The sequence below is a fragment of the Wansuia hejianensis genome, from assembly GCF_014337215.1.
Lineage (GTDB): Bacteria > Bacillota > Clostridia > Lachnospirales > Lachnospiraceae > Scatomonas > Scatomonas hejianensis.
Genome location: NZ_CP060635.1, coordinates 1,587,744 through 1,605,174, shown reverse-complemented (window position 1 = coordinate 1,605,174; position 17,431 = coordinate 1,587,744). Strand labels below are relative to the sequence as shown.

Here is a 17,431-nt window from a genome sequence, read left to right as displayed (position 1 = left end):
GCAAAAGGGAAAAGTATGTATCAGGATGAGAAAAATGAGATAAAAAACGGTCTGTATTCAATTGGCGCGATTTCGGAGGTGACAGGCCTGTCGGTCACGGCAATACGGTATTACAGTGAGAAAAAGTTGATTGTACCCAGCTATATAGATGAAAGTACAGGATACCGGTATTTTTCAAGCCGGCATATCTGGAAGCTGGAAGTCATTAAAATGTATAAGCAGCTTGGCTTTTCATTGAGCGATATACAGGAGCTGCAGGAAACCAAACAGCTCAGGATACTGGAACAGATCATAGAGAAGAGTGAGCAGAGTATCTGGGAGAAAATAGAGGAATATAACGAAACGCTGGAGAATCTGAGCTGGCTGAAGGACCAGTGCAGCATTTACCAGCATGCTAAGTCTGAAAGCGGGTTCATGATACGGAATATTCCGGAGAGACGGGTTTTATATGCGCCATCCAGGTCGGAAACGGATATGTGGGACCTGGCCATGATTCATCAGAAAAAAATCACAAAAGAGCTGCAGATGCAGAAAACTATCCACAGATGCTATGGCTATGTGCTGAAGAATAATTTCCTGCAGCAGGGAGGGCTGAAAATAGAGGGGGAATATATTAAACTCGATAACTATTATTCCTGCAGAGAAGAAGAATTAAAGATACTGCCTGCAGGAAATTATCTGTGTTTGATTAAAACCTTCGTGGAATGGAATCAGGAAGATTGGATTCAAAAGATGTCGGAGCAGATCAAGATGCTGAAAATAGAACCGGATATTATGATATTAGAGGAAGTATCCCTCTACCTGCTGAGTCTGGAAGACACAGTCTATGAGCTTCAGATACGGATACCAGAATAGGACATTGCGGCGGAACAACAGATCGACGGTCTATTTCCCGATTGCCCCTTTTTGGGGCTTTCTCTTTTGTTATCAGAACAGTGGGGCAGTATACTTTTACTTGCTCCGGAACATTTTATATGCGTCATGCAGTTAAAAATACGGGATAATCAAGGACACAATCTGAATGATGACACGGTAAATCGCTGTCAGATAAAAATTTGCGCATGCTGCCGGGAATAGGCCTGATACAGCAGCAAAATCTGAAAAGAAACTTGCCTGGAAGAAAAGCTTATCCAGTTCGGAAAAGCCGCCCGGTAAGTTTTTAGCTCCTAAAAATGTTGTTTCATGTAAGAAAGTCGCCCATTTTTTGTATACTATAAGTGTTGAAAGGTGGGATGAATATGGCTGCTGTATATTTGAAACGAAAAATTGACGGGTATCTGGCAGCGTGGAAGTATGATCCGAACAGAAAACCGCTGATTGTGAAAGGACCGAGACAGGTCGGTAAAACCGAATCTATCTTGCGTTTTGCTGAAGATAGTTATAAGAATGTTGTATATATCAATTTCGTAGAGGAGCCGAAATACAAGCTTATTACGGAGGATGGATATAAGACGGATGATATTATCCGGAACATTTCACGGATGGATCCGTCCAAGCGGTTTGAGCCGGGAGAGACAATCATTATATTCGATGAATTGCAGGAATATCCCGAAATTGCCACCTCACTCAAATTTTTCAAAATGGATGGACGGTTTGATATAATCTGCTGCGGTTCTCTGCTGGGGATCCATTACAAACGAATTGAAAGCAACAGTGTGGGATATAAAACAGATTACGAAATGACCTCCCTTGACTTTGAGGAATTTTTGTGGGCCAAAGGGTATGACAGAACGGCAATCGAAGATATGCTGTGGCACATGGAAACACTGAAACCATTTAATCAAACTGAGATGAAGGTTTTTGGCAACTTGTTTTTGGACTTCTGTATATTGGGTGGTATGCCGGCAGTTTTAAGGGAGTATATCCAAAAAGGCACCTTTGAGGGTACGCTTGACATTCAAAAGCAGCTTTTAGAGGACTACCGGGAGGATATCCGGAAATATGCGGACGGAATGGATCAAACGAGGATTCTGAATGTGTTTGAACAAATTCCGGTCCAGCTGGCAAAAAATAATAAGAAGTTCCAAATTTCAAAGGTTGCAAAGGGTGCGCGGTTCAAAGATTATCGCGGCTGTATCGAATGGCTTAGAGATGCCGGTATCATTCGGATATGCTACTGTCTGAACTTCCCCGAACTTCCCTTGAAAGGAAATCATGGCGATACAAAATACAAAATTTATTTTTTTGATACCGGTCTTTTCGTTGCCCTGCTGGATGATGAGGCGCAGGAGGATTTGCGTGCAAACAAAAATCTCGGTGTCTATAAAGGGGCGTTGTATGAGAACATTGTCGGAGAAGCTTTATCCAAGTGCGGCTATGGATTGTATTATTACAAACGAGAGGATTCCACCTTGGAAGAAGATTTCTTTGTCAGAACGCAGCAATCTCTGATGCCGGTCGAGGTGAAAGCAAAAAGAGAAACTGCAAAATCGTTGAGGACACTGATTGAAAGTGATAAATATCCGGATATCCAGTACGGATTGAAGTTCACGGCTGGGAATGTGGGAGTTAGTGACAACATTTATACACTCCCGTATTTCTGTACATTCCTTTTGAAAACCTACCTGAAGCGTGCAGAGGAGCATCTTCCTGAACAGGAATATGCTGACGGTACCCCATAACAATTGAATATTAAGAAGTTATCTATTCTGTTAAAGATTCTTTTGATTTGAGATGTTGGGAGAAAATGTTTAACCGACAGACAGCTCCTTTATATTCAGAAACTGTCAAAGATGGAATTATAACATGGAACGGAGAAAAGATGGTTGTCGTTAGCCATCTTTTTCTTTTCCAGTGAAAAAACGCAGGAATCTGTCACGGAATTACATTTTGCAATCTGGGTGTATGAAGGAGAAAGATGTTGTATACTGTGTATGAATGGAAGCTGTATCTATGTAAGCGGCAGCGGATACAGCCGCAGCGCTGTTATTTTGAAAACAGACAGATTGTGAATTTACCCTGAATGTGTTATAGTTGCATCAATATTGTTTGTATTTAGAAAACGTGAATGAGGAGCGTACAGGATGTTATCTAAATTTAGTGTGAAGAAGCCGTATACGGTAATTGTCGGGCTTGTGCTGATTGTAGTGCTGGGGATTGTGTCTTTCCAGAGGATGACGACAGATTTACTGCCGGACATCAATCTTCCCTATGCTATAGTCATTACTGCTTATCCGGGAGCCAGCCCTTCCCAGGTGGAGGAGGCGGTGACGAAGCCGGTGGAACAATCCATGGCAACCGTCAGCAACATCAAGAAGGTGCAGTCTGTTTCCCAAGAAAACATGTCTATGGTTATTCTTGAGTTTGCCCAGACTACAGATATGGATTCTGTCAGCCTGGAAATGAGGGAGCTGCTGGATCAGATCGGGAGCTATTGGGATGATTCTGTGGGAAACCCGATCATCATGAAGGTGAACCCTGAAATGATGCCCGTCATGGTCGCGGCCGTGGAAAAGGACGGATCGGACAGCCTGGCGCTGACAGAATATGTGAAAAGCAGCCTGGAGGGAGATATAGAAAGCCTGGAAGGCGTAGCCTCTGTGGAAAGTTCCGGTGAAGTAGAGGAAAGCGTGCAGGTAATCCTGCGTCAGGAGAAAATAGATCAGGTGAACCAGAAAGTACGGGAGGCTGTTGCCAGCCAGTTCCTGGAGGGCGAAGCCCAGCTGCTGGACGCACAGACAGAATTGAATGATGCAAAGGACCAGCTGGAATCTGGAACGAGCCAGTTAGAATCCGGACGGGAAGAGGCGGGCAGCCAGCTGGCGGGAGCCCAGAGCCAGCTTTCTGCCAAACAGAATGAGCTGCTGAAGACGGAGCTGGATCTGGACAATAAAATTAGTGAGGCGACGAGTAAGAGATCGGAGCTGCAGGCGCAGAGAGAGAGCCTGGCTGCGCAGAGGGAGACTCTGCAGGATTCCCTGGCCGCGCTGGACGCTCTTCCGGGACAGATCACAGCCCTGGAGGAGCAGCTTGCGGCTCTGGACGGCGGAATCGATGCGATTGACAGCCTTTTGTCAGACCAGTCCCAGATCAGCCAGCTTGCGGCCCTGAAGGGAGAAATAGACGCTCTGAAGGCGAAGGGTGACAGTCTGACTCCGGAAGAGCAGGCCAGGCTGGCAGCGCTGGAGGAGCAATATGCCGCTGCCTCCGGGATTCTGTCCCAAATGGGGATCGGTGATTTTACAGATGCGGCTTCACTGAACGCGGCTTTACAGGCAAAGCGGGCGGAGATGACAGCTTCCAGGACAGTTCTTCAGGGAACTCTGGAGCAGATGCTGGAGCTGAGCCAGGACACGGAAAAGAGACAGCAGCTGGTGGACGGCATTGGAAAGACGGATGAGGGACTGGCGGCCCTGGACACCGGTCTGGAGCAGCTGAATTCAGCGCTGGGCCAGATGGAATCGGCCAAGCAGCAGATATCCGGCGGGCAGACAATGCTGAGCGACGCGCTGGGGGAACTGAACCGGCAGCAGATATCTGCGGTTGTGGAAATGGCCGGAGCATCTGCCCAGCTCGCGGTGGGGCAGGCTCAGCTGGAGGAAGGGCAGAGTCAGCTGGATACCGGCAGGGAACAGCTGGAGGAACAGAAAGAGGCGGCTCTGGACGGGGCAGATCTCAGCTCGAAGATCACTGTGGATATGATCACGCAGATTCTCACCGCGCAGAACTTTACGATGCCGGCGGGATATGTGACAGAGAATGGCATCCAGTATCTGATCCGGGTGGGAGATAAATTCCAGAGCCAGGAAGAAATGGAGAGCCTGGTGTTGATGGATCTGGGCCTGGACGGACTGGAGCCTGTCCGCCTGACTGATGTGGCGGATGTGGTGCTGACGGATAATTCTTCCGAGGTCTATGCGAAGATTAACGGGCAGGACGGCCTGCTGCTGACGATTCAGAAGCAGACCGGGTACTCGACCGGGGATGTGTCCGGAAGGCTGAACGACTTTTTCCGGGAGCTGCAGGAGGAAGATCCGGCCGTACACGTGACGGCTTTGATGGATCAGGGTATCTACATCGATATGGTGGTGAATTCTGTCCTTCAGAATCTGGGCATGGGCGCGGTCCTGGCGGTGCTGATCCTGTTTCTGTTTCTGAGGGATATCCGGCCGACGGCGGTGGTGGCGTGTTCCATACCAATTTCTGTGCTGACGGCCGTCGTGCTGATGTATTTCTCAGGCATTACCCTGAATGTGATCTCCCTTTCCGGCCTGGCCCTGGGTGTGGGAATGCTGGTGGATAATTCCATCGTTGTGATTGAGAATATCTACAGGCTTCACAATCTGGGTATCCCGGTGAGAAAGGCGGCGGTTCAGGGGGCAAAGCAGATGAGCGGAGCGATCATCGCTTCGACGCTGACCACAGTCTGTGTGTTTCTGCCAATCGTATTTACGGAGGGGATTACCCGGCAGCTTTTTGTGGATATGGGCCTGACAATTGCCTATTCGCTTCTGGCCAGCCTGGTGATCGCCCTGACATTCGTTCCGATGGCGGCCTCCGGCATCCTGAAAAAACAGAAAAAGAAAGCGCCGGGCTTTATGGAGAAGCTTCTAAAGGTGTACGAAAAAGCAGCCTGGTTCAGCCTGCGCCACAAGGCCGTAGTGCTTCTGGGAGCGGTAGCCCTGCTGGCGGTGTCCATGTATGCGGCTGTTTCCAAAGGCTTCAGTTTCATGCCTGAGATGGAGAGCACTCAGGCCAGCGTGACAGTCACCATGCCGAAGGGCACCTCAACAGAGGATATCGGAAAGATGACCGACGAAGTGATGAACCGGCTTTCCTCCCTGGAAGATGTGGAAGAGATCGGCGCCATGGTGAGCAGCGGAGGTTCCATGTCCATGATGGGCGGCGGAAGCTCTTCTGCGAACACCTCCATGCTGTATCTTATTTTAAGCGAACAGAAGCAGTTATCCGGGGATGAGCTGGAACAGGCCATACTGGATCAGACGCAGGATCTGGACTGCGAGATCGAGGTCAGCGCTTCCATGATGGATATGTCGGCTCTGGGCGGAAGCGGGATTTCCGTGGAGATCAAGGGAAAGGATCTGGATACGCTGCAGAAGATTGCCGGGGATGTGAGCGCCCTGATCGAAGCGACAGAGGGCACCCGGGAGGTAGACGACGGCCTTGAAGAGACTACAGATGAGCTGAGAGTGTCTGTGAAGAAGGAGGAGGCTGCGAAGCATAATCTGACAGTGGGGCAGGTATATCAGCAGATCCGGTCGAAGCTGGCTGAACAATCGGCGGTCACGTCGCTGTCCACGGATTCAGACGAATATGATGTGAATGTATATGATGAAGCGCAGAAGCAGTATGGGAGGGAAGATATCAGGAAGCTCACGGTTACTGCCGCGAAGCCTGACGGTACGACGGAGGAAATACCGATTCTGGAGCTTGCGGATTTTACTGACGGGAAGGGCCTGGCATCTATTACCCGGGACAGCCAGAGCCGCTATCTCACGGTATCGGCCATGGTGGATGAGGAACATAATGTGACCAAGGTATCTGAGGCGGTTCAGAAGGCACTGGAAGATTACGAAATGCCTGCGGGCTATACGTATGAAATGGCCGGCGAGGACGCGACGATCAGCAGTGCGATGGATGACATGATACTGATGCTACTGCTGGCGCTGGTATTCATGTATCTGATTATGGTGGCGCAGTTCCAGTCACTGCTGTCTCCGTTCATTGTGATGTTTACCATACCGCTGGCATTTACAGGCGGTTTCCTGGCACTCCTGGCCGCCCGGATGGAGGTGAGCATCATTTCCATGATCGGTTTTGTCATGCTCTGCGGCATCATCGTAAATAACGGCATTGTGCTGGTCGATTATATTAACCAGCTGCGGGCGGCCGGCATGGAGAAGCGTCAGGCGATAGTGACAGCCGGAAAGACCAGGATGCGTCCGATCATGATGACTGCGCTGACAACGATCCTGGGTCTGGCCACGATGGCTGTCGGTTTCGGGATTGGGGCTGATATGACCCAGCCCATGGCGGTGGTGGTCATCGGCGGCCTGCTGTACGGTACGCTGCTCACCCTGTTTGTGGTGCCCTGCATTTATGATATTTTCAACAGGAAGAGCTATCAGGTCATCCGGGACGAGGAACTGGACGCGGCCGATGAAGAGCTGGATATGATGAGCGAAATCAATCTGGCTGGGTATCTGGACGGCCAGGGCCGGAAGGAATAGGATCGTGCCCGGGCTGGGTCCACTTGCGCCGGAAATGTCTTTTCCGGTATTCGGTGGGCGTACAGCCGAAAGAGGCGCGGAACTGGCTGCAGGAACGGCTGTGGGAAGAGAAGGCCAGATATGCGGCGATTTCCTGGCTTGAATAATCAGAATGACACAGCAGGCTGCTGTGCTCATATCAGTTTCACGTTTAAACAGCGCACAGTAATAGGTGGGAGTCAGATGGATTTCCCGGCACAGTCCGGCCAGTGTGAGCCGTTCGTGAAGATGATTCTGAATATAGTCCATACCATAACGGACAGAGGGAGGCAGAGTTTTTTCTGCCTCCTTTTTTCGGCAGCTGCGGACTTGTGCGGCAAATGTGCGGACCATCTGATCCAGAAGCTCTTAAATCTCTTCCTGGGTGCCGCAGAGGTCCATGCGCTGGATAAAGAGGTCGCTGATGTTATAGGCTGTTTCCATGGGAACGCCGCCTTCGATGGCAAAACGGGTCGCCATGGTGGCATTGACGACAAAGAGGTATCTGGAATTCCGGAGGGGATTCCTGGAAAGATGGCTGTAGGTGTTCGAGCGGAAGGTGTCCAGGATCGGCTGTGTTCCGTCCGGCTCCCCTGCCCGGATGGCCGAGAAACGTGCCAGCTCCTCTTCATAGCTTTCATTAGTTTCCGCGGTTTCCCGCTGGAGGAACGTTGAAAAGCCCTTTACGCCGACAGCGGCAGAGGCGGAAGAGATTTTTACCCTGGCCAGGGAAAAGGGGCTTGTCTGTATGCCGAACCAGAACCGCCGGTTTGACGCGGATTTTCTTGCTCTGAAGAGTGTCATTGACAGCGGGAAGCTGGGAGAATTGGTGCGGCTGGAAAGCCATTATGATTATTTCCGCGAAAATGGCTGGTATGATCACCTGGGTACGCTGTATAATCTGGGTGTACATACCGTTGACCAGGTGATCAGTCTCTTTGGCTGTCCGGACTGGACGCATCTGGACGTCAGGAGCATTCACCATCCCGGACAGGGCGATGACTGCTATGACCTGGAATTCCACTACGGGAAGCTGAAAGTGTCGATCAACACCAGCATGTGTGTCATGATTGATTATCCCAGGTTCACACTGCACGGGACGAAGGGCAGCTTCACCCTTCCGCCGGTCATCCATAACTCCGGTCAGAAGAAGGCGCCGGGCCGCCACAGAGTCCAGCGGGAAATGGCGCCTGAAAGCCGCTGGGGCACGCTGCGCTGCCAGGCAGAAAACGGATGTATAAAAGAATTTCCGTTGGCTGCGCCCATTATGAGCGGGTATACGACAGTCTGGCAGAGGCAATCTGTGCAGGAGGAGAAAAAGGTATTCAGGACTGGGAGGTTCTGGAAGTCCTGGGGATTCTGGAGCAGGCCACGGAGGTAGCGAAAGGAGAGAGAAAGCCATGAGAATCGGAACCATTGGATCGGGAGTGATTGTCCAGTCTATATTGAATGGGGTGGCGGCTACGGAGGGCATCAGCTGTGAAGCTGTCTATTCCAGAAGCCGGGAGAAGGGGTGCGCCCTCGCGGAGAAATATGGCGTGCAGAAGGTCTATACGAAGCTGGAGGATTTGATGCGGGATGAAGCGATTGATTTTATCTATGTGGCTTCACCCAACAGCCTGCATTACGGACAGGTGAAGATGGCGCTGGAATATGGGAAAAACGTCATATGTGAGAAGCCCTTTACGCCATCTGTGGAAAAAGCCAGGGAACTGGTAGAGCTGGCGCGGAATAAGAGCCTGTATCTGATTGATGCGGTTCCGACGGGATTTCTTCCCAACCTTCAGGTACTGAAGGAGCAGCTGCCGGCCATAGGACGGCTCAGGCTGGTGATGTGTAATTACAGCCAGTATTCCAGCCGGTACGACCTGCTGAAGGAGGGCAGGGTGACGAATGTGTTCAGCCCGGAATTTGCGGGAGGCTGCCTCCAGGACATTAATTTCTATAATGTCTATTTTAATGTATACCTTTTTGGAAAACCCTGCTCCGCGGTTTACTATCCCAACATATATCCGGGGCTGGTCGATACCTCCGGTGTGCTGATGATGCAGTATGACGGCTTTGTCAGCAGCAATTCAGGGGCCAAGGATACCTGGGGCGTGAATTTTATCCAGATAGAGGGCGAAGCGGGATATATCTACGGCCGGGACGGAAGCAACGGGCTGACAGAGATACGGGTAGTGACAAAACAGGGGGAAATGGTGTATAATTTACAGGATCATCCAGACCGTTGGCTCTATGAAGTACGGGCTATTGCCAGGATGGTGGCGGAGGACGATTATGAGGACTGCTGCCGCCGCCAGGAAGTGATGCTGGATGTTGTTGATACTATAGAGAGCAGCCGTAAAGCGGCAGGCATTTATTTTTCAGACGAGAAAAGGTGAAGAATTATGATTTATGGTAATCCTAAAATAGACCCGGATGCCAGAATCGCCCGTGAAGCGGTGATCCTGGGAGACGTAGCCATCGGAGCGGGGAGCAGCGTATGGTATTTCAGTGTAATCCGCGGGGATGAGGCCTCCATCACGATTGGCCGTGGAACGAATATTCAGGAAAACAGTACGGTACATGTGACTACAGGATGTCCGGCTGTGATCGGAGATGGAGTCACGGTGGGCCACAACGCCGTGCTGCACAGCTGCACCGTTGGGGACGGCAGTCTGATCGGCATGGGCTCGGTGGTTCTGGACCAGGCGTCCATAGGAAAGGACTGCCTGATAGCGGCGGGGAGTCTGGTCACGAAAGGAATGCAGATTCCAGACGGTTCCCTGGTGATGGGAAGCCCGGCCAGGGTTAAGAGGCAGCTCACAGAAGAGGAGAAAGAGGATATGCGGAATAACGCGCAGGTCTATCTGGAAATTTCCAAAGATATGAAAGGCGAAAGAGGATGTTATATACCGCGCTGAAAATTATGAAACGGCAGATCACAGGGAGACTTTCAGAATGCCAGAGAAACTGAAGACCGTTGTTACACGGTGGATAGAAAATTTTGTTTTGGATTATCAGGATAAAAAGGGGATAAATTTTTGGAGGAAGCCGCTGGTGGGTTTTGCAGATGCTGAGAATCCATATATCCTCCGTTTGAAAGAGATCGTCGGGCCAGAACATGGCCTGCCGAAGGACGTGCTTCCGGCTGCGTCAATCGTGATCGCCTGCTTCGTGCCGTTTACCCGTGATCTGGCGAGGACAAACCTGGTGGGGGAACCGTATGCTTCGGAAGAATGGGCCCTGGCTTATGAGGTTACTAATGCCATGCTGGGTGAACTGAACCAGGCCCTGATCGTTTTTCTGGAAGGAAAGGGATATCAGGGGGCTGTATCGCCTGAAGCATTCACGTTCGATCAGAAACAGCTAAAAAGCAACTGGTCCCATCGGCATATTGCCTATGCGGCGGGGCTGGGGACCTTCGGCGTCAATAACATGCTGATTACAGAGGCCGGATGCTGCGGACGGTATACAACCGTAGTGACAAACCTGGATGTGGAACCGGATTCCGTTTGCGGTGAAGAGCAGTGCCTCTATAAAAAAGATGGCAGCTGCGGGGTCTGTGTGAAGCATTGTCCGGCAGGGGCGCTGACGCTGGAGGGCTATGACCGCCATAAATGCTATGATCTGCTGAAGCTTAATGCTCTGAAATATACGGAATTTGGCAGCTCTTACGTCAACCAGTACGGGGAAGCGAACAGCGTGGGCAGCGAAGTATGCGGTAAATGCGTGGTCTATGCGCCCTGCACCTGCAGGGGGGAAGAGAACCTCCGAAGAAGCTGACGGGAAACGGCGAGTGAAAGGAAACAAAGAGATTTTGAGGGGAAAGCACGGGAGATATAGAAGAATAAGGACGGCTATCTGTATGATGGCGCTGTCAGCCGCAGTCCTGAAGGGAACTGCGGCCGATTGCCGCGCAGAAATTGCGGGAGATGAAGCGTTCTCCCATATCACCTGGGAAAAGCTATTTGAAGACGCGCTGCTGACCCCTAATGGCGTGATGCAGTCTGTATGTGTCACAGAACATTATATTATCAGTATTGAAAATACCGCCGACGATCCGGGCCAGCCGGATACTGTATCGGCGTACTACCGGAATTCTGTAGATGAGAACGGCCAACCAGTCCAGCAGTATTCCCTGGCGAAGCGAGTGGCGGACACCGACTGGGAGCATGGCAACGGAATGGCCTACAATCCCAATACCGGGGAAATCTATGTGGCCCTGTATACAAATACACATGGGGACAACGGGGGGTGCCTGTATGTCATGGACCCCAATACGCTTGCTCTGAAGGGGAAAATCAAGGTGAGCGACAGCTACAATATCCTGGGAATCGGATACCGGAGGGAAGAAAATCAATATGTGATACAGACAGACGGGACGGGCGGCTACAGCATAAAAATACTGGATGAAAATTTCCAGCTGCTGGATGATCAGGGACCGGCCGATCCCTCGCCGGGATATAATTTTCAGGATCTCTGTGTGAGCGGGGATTATGTGATCAATTTTCCTCTCACTTATGGAATGAATATTGGAGAATATATGCATGTTTATTCCCTTTCCAGGAGAACGACAGTGGCATCTGTGCCTCTGGATTTTCAGCTGATGGACTATATCCAGATTGAGGCGGAATCTATCTGCGAGCTGGAACAGGGGGTTTTTCTGACGATAGTCAACGTGGTAGATAGCTCTGGCGGCAGAAGATGCTGTTTTTACCGGACAGTTTTGCCCTACTACTTCACGGTGAATGTGACTGGAGATAAGGGAACGGTCACCGAAGGCTCCACCCGGGTTTCCAGAGGAGAAAGCTATCCCATCACTTATACGCCGAATCCGGGTTATGAATTGTCCGCCCTCGCTGTGGACGGTACGCCTGTGGATATTGCCGCCTATCCGGACGGATATACGCTGGAGAACATTCAGTCAGATCATACGGTGTCAGTAAATTTCACTCCGGAACCGGTATCGAGCGAACCGGTTCCCACGGGAGCCGGGGAAGGGGAGGGAGATGATTCCGGAAAATCCGGCCCCCGTGTGCAGATGGCTCTGAAACCGGCAGATGCGGAACGGGGCTGCAAGGGAAGTCTGATTTTACCGGCTGTAGTCGTGTCCATAGCAGTATTAGTGATTTCTTGGTATTTGTTTGTGCTGCATGTGAGAAGAGAAAGGCGGCGCAAACAGGCCAGAGCGAAGCTGGCAAGACAAAGGCTGCAGTGGGAAATGGCTGCCGAAGAGGATTAGAGGAGGGTATATGGTACAGCTTTTATAAATTGGCTGAATGTGTAAGCCGTTTAATTTTTAAAATCCCTTGCTTTCCGGAGGGTTTTATTATATAATACAAAGCGTATGGAACGCAGATTCGATTAGAGTTTCCATGCAAATATTTTGGCAACAGCGTTGCCTTATTGATTGAGTTAGAAGCTCAAATTTTATAAGTTGGTTACTTCATAACCGGTGTTGGATGCAACACATCAACTTGTGAAACGGTCAATAAGAGTATTAAAAGTGAAATATTTGCTATATAGACTCTAATGAAAATATATCTGCATATCCGCCGGAGGCGGAAGGTCTCTATATGTCTACGGTACTCTGCCGCAGGCACAAGACCTTTTGATAGATAGATAATCAGAACGCAAGCAAGAATGTTGTCAGCATTCCTGCCTGCGTTTTTTTTACTATAAAAGCCCCGGACGGGCAAGCCGGTATGGCCGTGCGTCCGATATGGAAAGTGAGGGAGAAAATCATGTCTGAATTATCACAGAAGAAAGCGCCCATTTACGAGGCACTGGAACGTTTCCGCCGGATGCGGGTGGTGCCTTTTGACGTACCGGGACATAAGCATGGTCGGGGGAATCCGGAGCTGGTGGAGCTGCTGGGGGAGAAGTGCGTGGGGATCGATGTGAATTCCATGAAGCCTCTGGACAACCTCTGCCATCCGGTGTCGGTCATCCGGGAAGCGGAGGAACTGGCGGCAGAAGCTTTTGGCGCCAGCCATGCTTTTTTGATGGTGGGAGGGACCACCTCAGCCGTGCAGGCCATGATCTTATCCTGCTGCAAAAAAGGCGACAAGATCATACTGCCCCGAAATGTCCACCGGAGCGCCATTAACTCGCTGGTACTCTGCGGAGCGAAGCCCATCTACGTGAACCCGGACGTGAAGCCCAGCCTGGGCATTTCCCTGGGCATGAAGGTTTCTCAGGTGGAACAGGCCATCCGGCAGAATCCGGATGCTGTGGCGGTATTTGTGAATAATCCCACCTATTACGGGGTCTGTTCTGATCTGAGGACGATTGTCAAGCTGGCCCATGCGCACGGGATGAAAGTCCTGGTGGATGAGGCCCACGGGACACATTTCTATTTTGGTGAAAATCTCCCTGTCTCTGCCATGGAAGCGGGCGCCGATATGTCTTCTATCAGCATGCATAAGTCAGGCGGAAGCCTGACGCAGAGCTCACTGCTTCTGATCGGGAAAGGGATGAAGGAAGGATATGTCCGGCAGATCATCAATCTGAGCCAGACTACCAGCGGCTCCTATCTCTTGCTTTCCAGCCTGGATATTTCCAGGAGGAATCTGGCGCTCCGGGGGAGAGAGTCGTTTCAGAGAGTGGCAGCTCTGGCGGAATATGCCCGGGAGGAGATCAATAAGATCGGCGGATACTATGCGTTTTCACGGGAACTAATCAACGGGAACAGCATTTATGATTTTGATACAACGAAGCTTTCTGTACATACGCTGGAGATCGGGTTGGCCGGCATTGAGGTTTATGACATTCTGCGGGATGAGTATGATATCCAGATTGAATTCGGGGATATCGGGAATGTTCTGGCCTATCTGTCCATTGGCGACCGCCGGCAGGAGGTGGAGCGGCTGGTCAGTGCTTTGTCTGAGGTCAAACGGAGATATCAGAAGGATAAGGCCGGCATGCTTTCTCAGGAATATATCGATCCTCATGTGGTGACCACACCGCAGGAATCCTTTTACGCGGAAAAGGAGGCTGTGCCGCTGGAGCAGGCGGCGGGCAGGGTCTGCAGCGAGTTCGTCATGTGCTATCCCCCGGGTATACCGATCCTGGCTCCGGGTGAGGCGATCACACAGGAGATTTTGGATTATATCGTGTATGCCAAGGAAAAGGGCTGCTCCATGACGGGGCCGGAGGATTCTGACATCCGTTATCTGAACGTGCTGAAGGGAGTCATGAGCGCGGCGCGGTGAGAAGACTGTGAAATGGAAAAAGAGGAGGACTGACTATGGAAATGTGGTTTTCCGATATGCATACGGAAAATGTGAAGCTGTCCATCAAAATAGACAGGCAGCTATTCTCGGCCCAAAGTGAATATCAGCGCATTGATGTGCTGGATTCCCGAGAATTCGGGAAAATCCTTGTGGCCGACGGCGACCTGATGCTGACGGAGATGGATGAATTCATATACCATGAGATGATCAGCCATGTACCCATGGCTGTACATCCCAATGTGGAGCACGTCCTGGTAATCGGCGGCGGGGACGGCGGAGTGGTGCGGGAGCTGGTGAAATACGACGGGATTCAGCAGATCGACGTGGTAGAGGTGGACCCTCTGCTGGTGGAGGTATGCAGGAAATATTTTCCCCAGATGGCCTGCAGCCTCAATGACCCAAGAGTGCAGATTTACCACGAAGACGGGCTGAGATTTGTCAGGTCGAAGGCAGATGCCTATGACCTGATTATCATAGATTCACCCAATCCCTTTGGCCCGGGGGAAGGACTGTTTACGAAGGAATTCTATGGGAATTGCTACAATGCTCTCCACGAGGACGGGATCATGGTCAACCAGCATGAAAGTCCTTTTTACAGGGAAGAAGCATTCCAGTGCCAGCGGATGCATAAGCGGATCATAGAATCCTTTCCCATCAGCCGGATCTATCAGGCGCATATCCCGTCCTATCCATCCGGACACTGGCTATTCGGGTTCGCCTCCAAGAAATACCATCCGCTGGATGACATGGACGGCGTGCGCTGGAAGCTTCTGGGCATCCGGACGAAATACTATCTGCCGAGGCTGCATGCAGGTGTCTTTGCGCTTCCGGCATACGTGGAGGAGCTAGTAAAAGATGTTGAATAAAAATGTGCTGAACTTTATCGGCTGTGACTGTGGATATGATGAGGCGGAAACTGTACTGTTCGGCGCGCCCTTTGATTCCACCACCTCTTTCCGGCCCGGAGCCAGATTCGGCTGCCAGGCGGTCAGGATGGAGTCCTTCGGGCTGGAAACCTACAGTCCCTATCAGGACAGGGACCTGTCTGAGGCCGGAGTCTTTGACAGCGGGGATCTGGAGCTGCCGATGGGAGATACCGGCCTGTCCCTGGAGCTTATTGAGGAGCGGTGCGGCCGGATCCTGGAGGACGGAAAACGTCCGTTTATGATCGGGGGCGAACATCTGGTGACACTGGGAAGTATCCGCGCAGTCAGGCGGAAATATAGTGATCTGAGAATCATCCACCTGGACGCCCATGCGGATCTGAGGGATGATTATCTGGGAGTAAAATATTCTCATGCCTGTGTGATGCGGCGCTGCTGGGAGCTGCTGGGAGACGGGCATATCTTTCAGTTTGGAATCCGGTCCGGTGACCGGGAAGAGTTTGAATGGGCCAGAGGAGGCCATGTGGAGATGCATCCGTTCCGTCTGGAAGGAATCGGAGACGCTGTCCGGCGTCTTTCCGACTGTCCCATTTACCTGACGCTGGATCTGGATGTCCTGGACCCGTCAGTATTTCCGGGTACCGGTACGCCGGAGGCCGGAGGCGCGGGTTTTATGGAATTGTTGGAAGCGTTGCTGGAAATCTGCGAAAACAGCACGATCGTCGGCTGCGACGTGGTGGAGCTTAGCCCTCATTATGATGCCAGCGGGGTTTCAACGGCGGCTGCCGGAAAGCTGATCCGGGAACTGCTGCTCGGAATGCAGCACTGAATAGTAGAATAAGAAAGAAAAAGCTAAAATAGAGATAGAAAGCCTGTAACAGGCGAAACAGAATGAGAAAGGATGGATGAAGATGGGAAAAGCGTTGATTATCGGCTGCGGGGGCGTGGCAAGTGTGGCGATTCATAAGTGCTGCCAGAACAGTGGAGAATTTACAGAGATCTGCATAGCCAGCCGGACGGTGGCCAAATGTGAAGCGTTAAAGGAGAAGCTGGAAAAGACAACGGATACGAAGATTACCACTGCTCAGGTAGACGCTAACGATGTGGATGCCCTGATCCGGCTGATACAGGAGGTAAAGCCCGACGTGGTGCTGAATCTGGCGCTGCCGTACCAGGATCTGACGATCATGGATGCCTGTCTGGCGACAAAGACTCATTATATTGATACGGCTAATTATGAGCCGGAGGATACGGCGAAGTTCGAATATAAATGGCAGTGGGCGTACCGGAAGCGGTATGAGGAGGCGGGGATCACTGCGCTTCTGGGCAGCGGCTTTGATCCAGGAGTGACAGGGGTGTTCAGCGCGTATGCGCTGAAGCATTACTTTGATGAAATAAATTATATTGATATTCTGGACTGCAATGCGGGAGACCACGGTTACCCCTTCGCGACGAATTTTAATCCGGAAATCAACATCCGGGAGGTTTCAGCCAAAGGCTCTTACTGGGAGGATGGACGCTGGGTGGAGACGGAGCCCATGGAGATCAAGAAAGTCTACGATTTCCCTGAGGTGGGGCCAAAGGATATGTATCTGCTCCATCATGAGGAGATAGAGTCTCTTGCGCTGAACATACCAGGCATCCGGAGAATCCGTTTCTTCATGACCTTCGGGCAGAGTTATCTGAATCATTTAAGATGCCTGGAAGATGTGGGAATGACCTCCATTGAACCAATCCTTTACGAGGGCAAAGAAATCGTGCCGCTGCAGTTCCTGAAAGCAGTGCTGCCGGACCCCTCATCTCTGGGGCCGAGGACAAAAGGGAAGACCAACATCGGATGCATTTTCCGCGGGAAAAAGGACGGGAAAGAAAAGAACATCTATATTTATAATGTCTGTGACCATCAGGAATGCTACCGGGAAGTAGGTTCCCAGGCAGTTGCTTATACCACAGGCGTTCCGGCCATGATCGGAGCCATGCTGGTGATGAACGGAACCTGGAGAGGGCCGGGAGTTTATAATATCGAAGAGTTTGATCCCGATCCTTTCATGGATGCGCTGAACCGGTTCGGGCTGCCCTGGAAGGTCAGCGAGACGCCGGAGCTGGTAGAGGACTGACA

General features: G+C 51.2%; 14 protein-coding genes. 12 read left to right on the top strand and 2 right to left on the bottom strand.

Translation table 11 applies throughout. The annotated features are described in order from the left end of the window. The first annotated feature begins 15 nt into the window (after positions 1-15). The 3 genes from H9Q79_RS07345 (at position 16) to H9Q79_RS07335 (ending at position 7,190) form a co-directional block, all read left to right on the top strand. Complete coding sequence (locus tag H9Q79_RS07345; protein WP_249329544.1) at positions 16-855, top strand: MerR family transcriptional regulator; 840 nt, start codon at positions 16-18, stop codon at positions 853-855. Between the two features lie 383 nt (positions 856-1,238). Continuing rightward, complete coding sequence (locus H9Q79_RS07340; RefSeq protein ID WP_118645648.1) at positions 1,239-2,621, top strand: ATP-binding protein; 1,383 nt, start codon at positions 1,239-1,241, stop codon at positions 2,619-2,621. Positions 2,622-3,023: 402 nt separating this feature from the next. Continuing rightward, the gene (locus tag H9Q79_RS07335; protein WP_249329543.1) at positions 3,024-7,190 is read left to right on the top strand and encodes an efflux RND transporter permease subunit; all 4,167 of its coding nucleotides are present in this window, start codon (positions 3,024-3,026) and stop codon (positions 7,188-7,190) included. Here the strand turns inward: H9Q79_RS07335 and H9Q79_RS18635 are convergent. Together H9Q79_RS18635 and H9Q79_RS07330 are read right to left on the bottom strand one after the other, a co-directional pair. After that, positions 7,147-7,350: a helix-turn-helix domain-containing protein gene (locus H9Q79_RS18635; RefSeq protein ID WP_408646475.1), complete on the bottom strand. Its 204-nt coding sequence runs from the start codon at positions 7,348-7,350 to the stop codon at positions 7,147-7,149. The two genes, H9Q79_RS07335 and H9Q79_RS18635, sit on opposite strands and share 44 nt — an antisense overlap. Positions 7,351-7,577: 227 nt before the next feature. Continuing rightward, a complete protein-coding gene (locus tag H9Q79_RS07330) occupies positions 7,578-8,012 on the bottom strand; it encodes a hypothetical protein (RefSeq protein WP_249329542.1) in 435 nt (144 codons plus the stop codon). Between H9Q79_RS07330 and H9Q79_RS07325 the strand changes: the two genes are divergently transcribed. The 9 genes from H9Q79_RS07325 to H9Q79_RS07285 all read left to right on the top strand — a co-directional run bounded on the left by H9Q79_RS07325 (position 7,957) and on the right by H9Q79_RS07285 (position 17,429). After that, positions 7,957-8,589, top strand: coding sequence for a Gfo/Idh/MocA family protein (locus H9Q79_RS07325; RefSeq protein ID WP_249329541.1), 633 nt, complete (start codon positions 7,957-7,959; stop codon positions 8,587-8,589). The two genes, H9Q79_RS07330 and H9Q79_RS07325, sit on opposite strands and share 56 nt — an antisense overlap. A gap of 19 nt (positions 8,590-8,608) precedes the next feature. Then, a complete protein-coding gene (locus tag H9Q79_RS07320; RefSeq protein ID WP_118645656.1) occupies positions 8,609-9,592 on the top strand; it encodes a Gfo/Idh/MocA family protein in 984 nt (327 codons plus the stop codon). A gap of 6 nt (positions 9,593-9,598) precedes the next feature. Next, positions 9,599-10,114, top strand: coding sequence for a gamma carbonic anhydrase family protein (locus tag H9Q79_RS07315; RefSeq protein ID WP_118645658.1), 516 nt, complete (start codon positions 9,599-9,601; stop codon positions 10,112-10,114). 37 nt (positions 10,115-10,151) lie between these two features. Continuing rightward, positions 10,152-10,976 (top strand): hypothetical protein, encoded by an 825-nt coding sequence (locus H9Q79_RS07310; protein ID WP_330596961.1) that lies wholly within the window; start codon positions 10,152-10,154, stop codon positions 10,974-10,976. Between the two features lie 13 nt (positions 10,977-10,989). Beyond that, positions 10,990-12,435: an InlB B-repeat-containing protein gene (locus H9Q79_RS07305; protein WP_118645660.1), complete on the top strand. Its 1,446-nt coding sequence runs from the start codon at positions 10,990-10,992 to the stop codon at positions 12,433-12,435. 502 nt (positions 12,436-12,937) lie between these two features. Further along, a complete protein-coding gene (locus H9Q79_RS07300; protein ID WP_249329540.1) occupies positions 12,938-14,407 on the top strand; it encodes an aminotransferase class I/II-fold pyridoxal phosphate-dependent enzyme in 1,470 nt (489 codons plus the stop codon). 35 nt (positions 14,408-14,442) lie between these two features. Next, positions 14,443-15,294: a polyamine aminopropyltransferase gene (speE, locus tag H9Q79_RS07295; RefSeq protein ID WP_118647780.1), complete on the top strand. Its 852-nt coding sequence runs from the start codon at positions 14,443-14,445 to the stop codon at positions 15,292-15,294. Next, entirely contained in the window at positions 15,284-16,141 is an 858-nt protein-coding gene (speB, locus tag H9Q79_RS07290) for an agmatinase (RefSeq protein ID WP_249329539.1), read from the top strand. The genes speE and speB overlap by 11 nt, the downstream gene beginning before the upstream one ends. A gap of 82 nt (positions 16,142-16,223) precedes the next feature. Further along, complete coding sequence (locus H9Q79_RS07285) at positions 16,224-17,429, top strand: saccharopine dehydrogenase family protein (protein ID WP_118647823.1); 1,206 nt, start codon at positions 16,224-16,226, stop codon at positions 17,427-17,429. Positions 17,430-17,431 lie beyond the last annotated feature (2 nt).

What these genes read in the sequence shown, in the direction of transcription:
- H9Q79_RS07285 (WP_118647823.1), top strand. Translation starts at nt 16,224, where the DNA reads ATGGGAAAAGCGTTGATTATCGGCTGCGGGGGCGTGGCAAGTGTGGCG.
- H9Q79_RS07345 (WP_249329544.1), top strand. Translation starts at nt 16, where the DNA reads ATGTATCAGGATGAGAAAAATGAGATAAAAAACGGTCTGTATTCAATT.
- H9Q79_RS07315 (WP_118645658.1), top strand. Translation starts at nt 9,599, where the DNA reads ATGATTTATGGTAATCCTAAAATAGACCCGGATGCCAGAATCGCCCGT.
- H9Q79_RS07310 (WP_330596961.1), top strand. Translation starts at nt 10,152, where the DNA reads ATGCCAGAGAAACTGAAGACCGTTGTTACACGGTGGATAGAAAATTTT.
- H9Q79_RS07300 (WP_249329540.1), top strand. Translation starts at nt 12,938, where the DNA reads ATGTCTGAATTATCACAGAAGAAAGCGCCCATTTACGAGGCACTGGAA.
- H9Q79_RS07335 (WP_249329543.1), top strand. Translation starts at nt 3,024, where the DNA reads ATGTTATCTAAATTTAGTGTGAAGAAGCCGTATACGGTAATTGTCGGG.
- H9Q79_RS07330 (WP_249329542.1), bottom strand. Translation starts at nt 8,012, where the DNA reads ATGACACTCTTCAGAGCAAGAAAATCCGCGTCAAACCGGCGGTTCTGG.
- speE (WP_118647780.1), top strand. Translation starts at nt 14,443, where the DNA reads ATGGAAATGTGGTTTTCCGATATGCATACGGAAAATGTGAAGCTGTCC.
- H9Q79_RS07325 (WP_249329541.1), top strand. Translation starts at nt 7,957, where the DNA reads ATGCCGAACCAGAACCGCCGGTTTGACGCGGATTTTCTTGCTCTGAAG.
- H9Q79_RS07320 (WP_118645656.1), top strand. Translation starts at nt 8,609, where the DNA reads ATGAGAATCGGAACCATTGGATCGGGAGTGATTGTCCAGTCTATATTG.
- H9Q79_RS07340 (WP_118645648.1), top strand. Translation starts at nt 1,239, where the DNA reads ATGGCTGCTGTATATTTGAAACGAAAAATTGACGGGTATCTGGCAGCG.
- speB (WP_249329539.1), top strand. Translation starts at nt 15,284, where the DNA reads ATGTTGAATAAAAATGTGCTGAACTTTATCGGCTGTGACTGTGGATAT.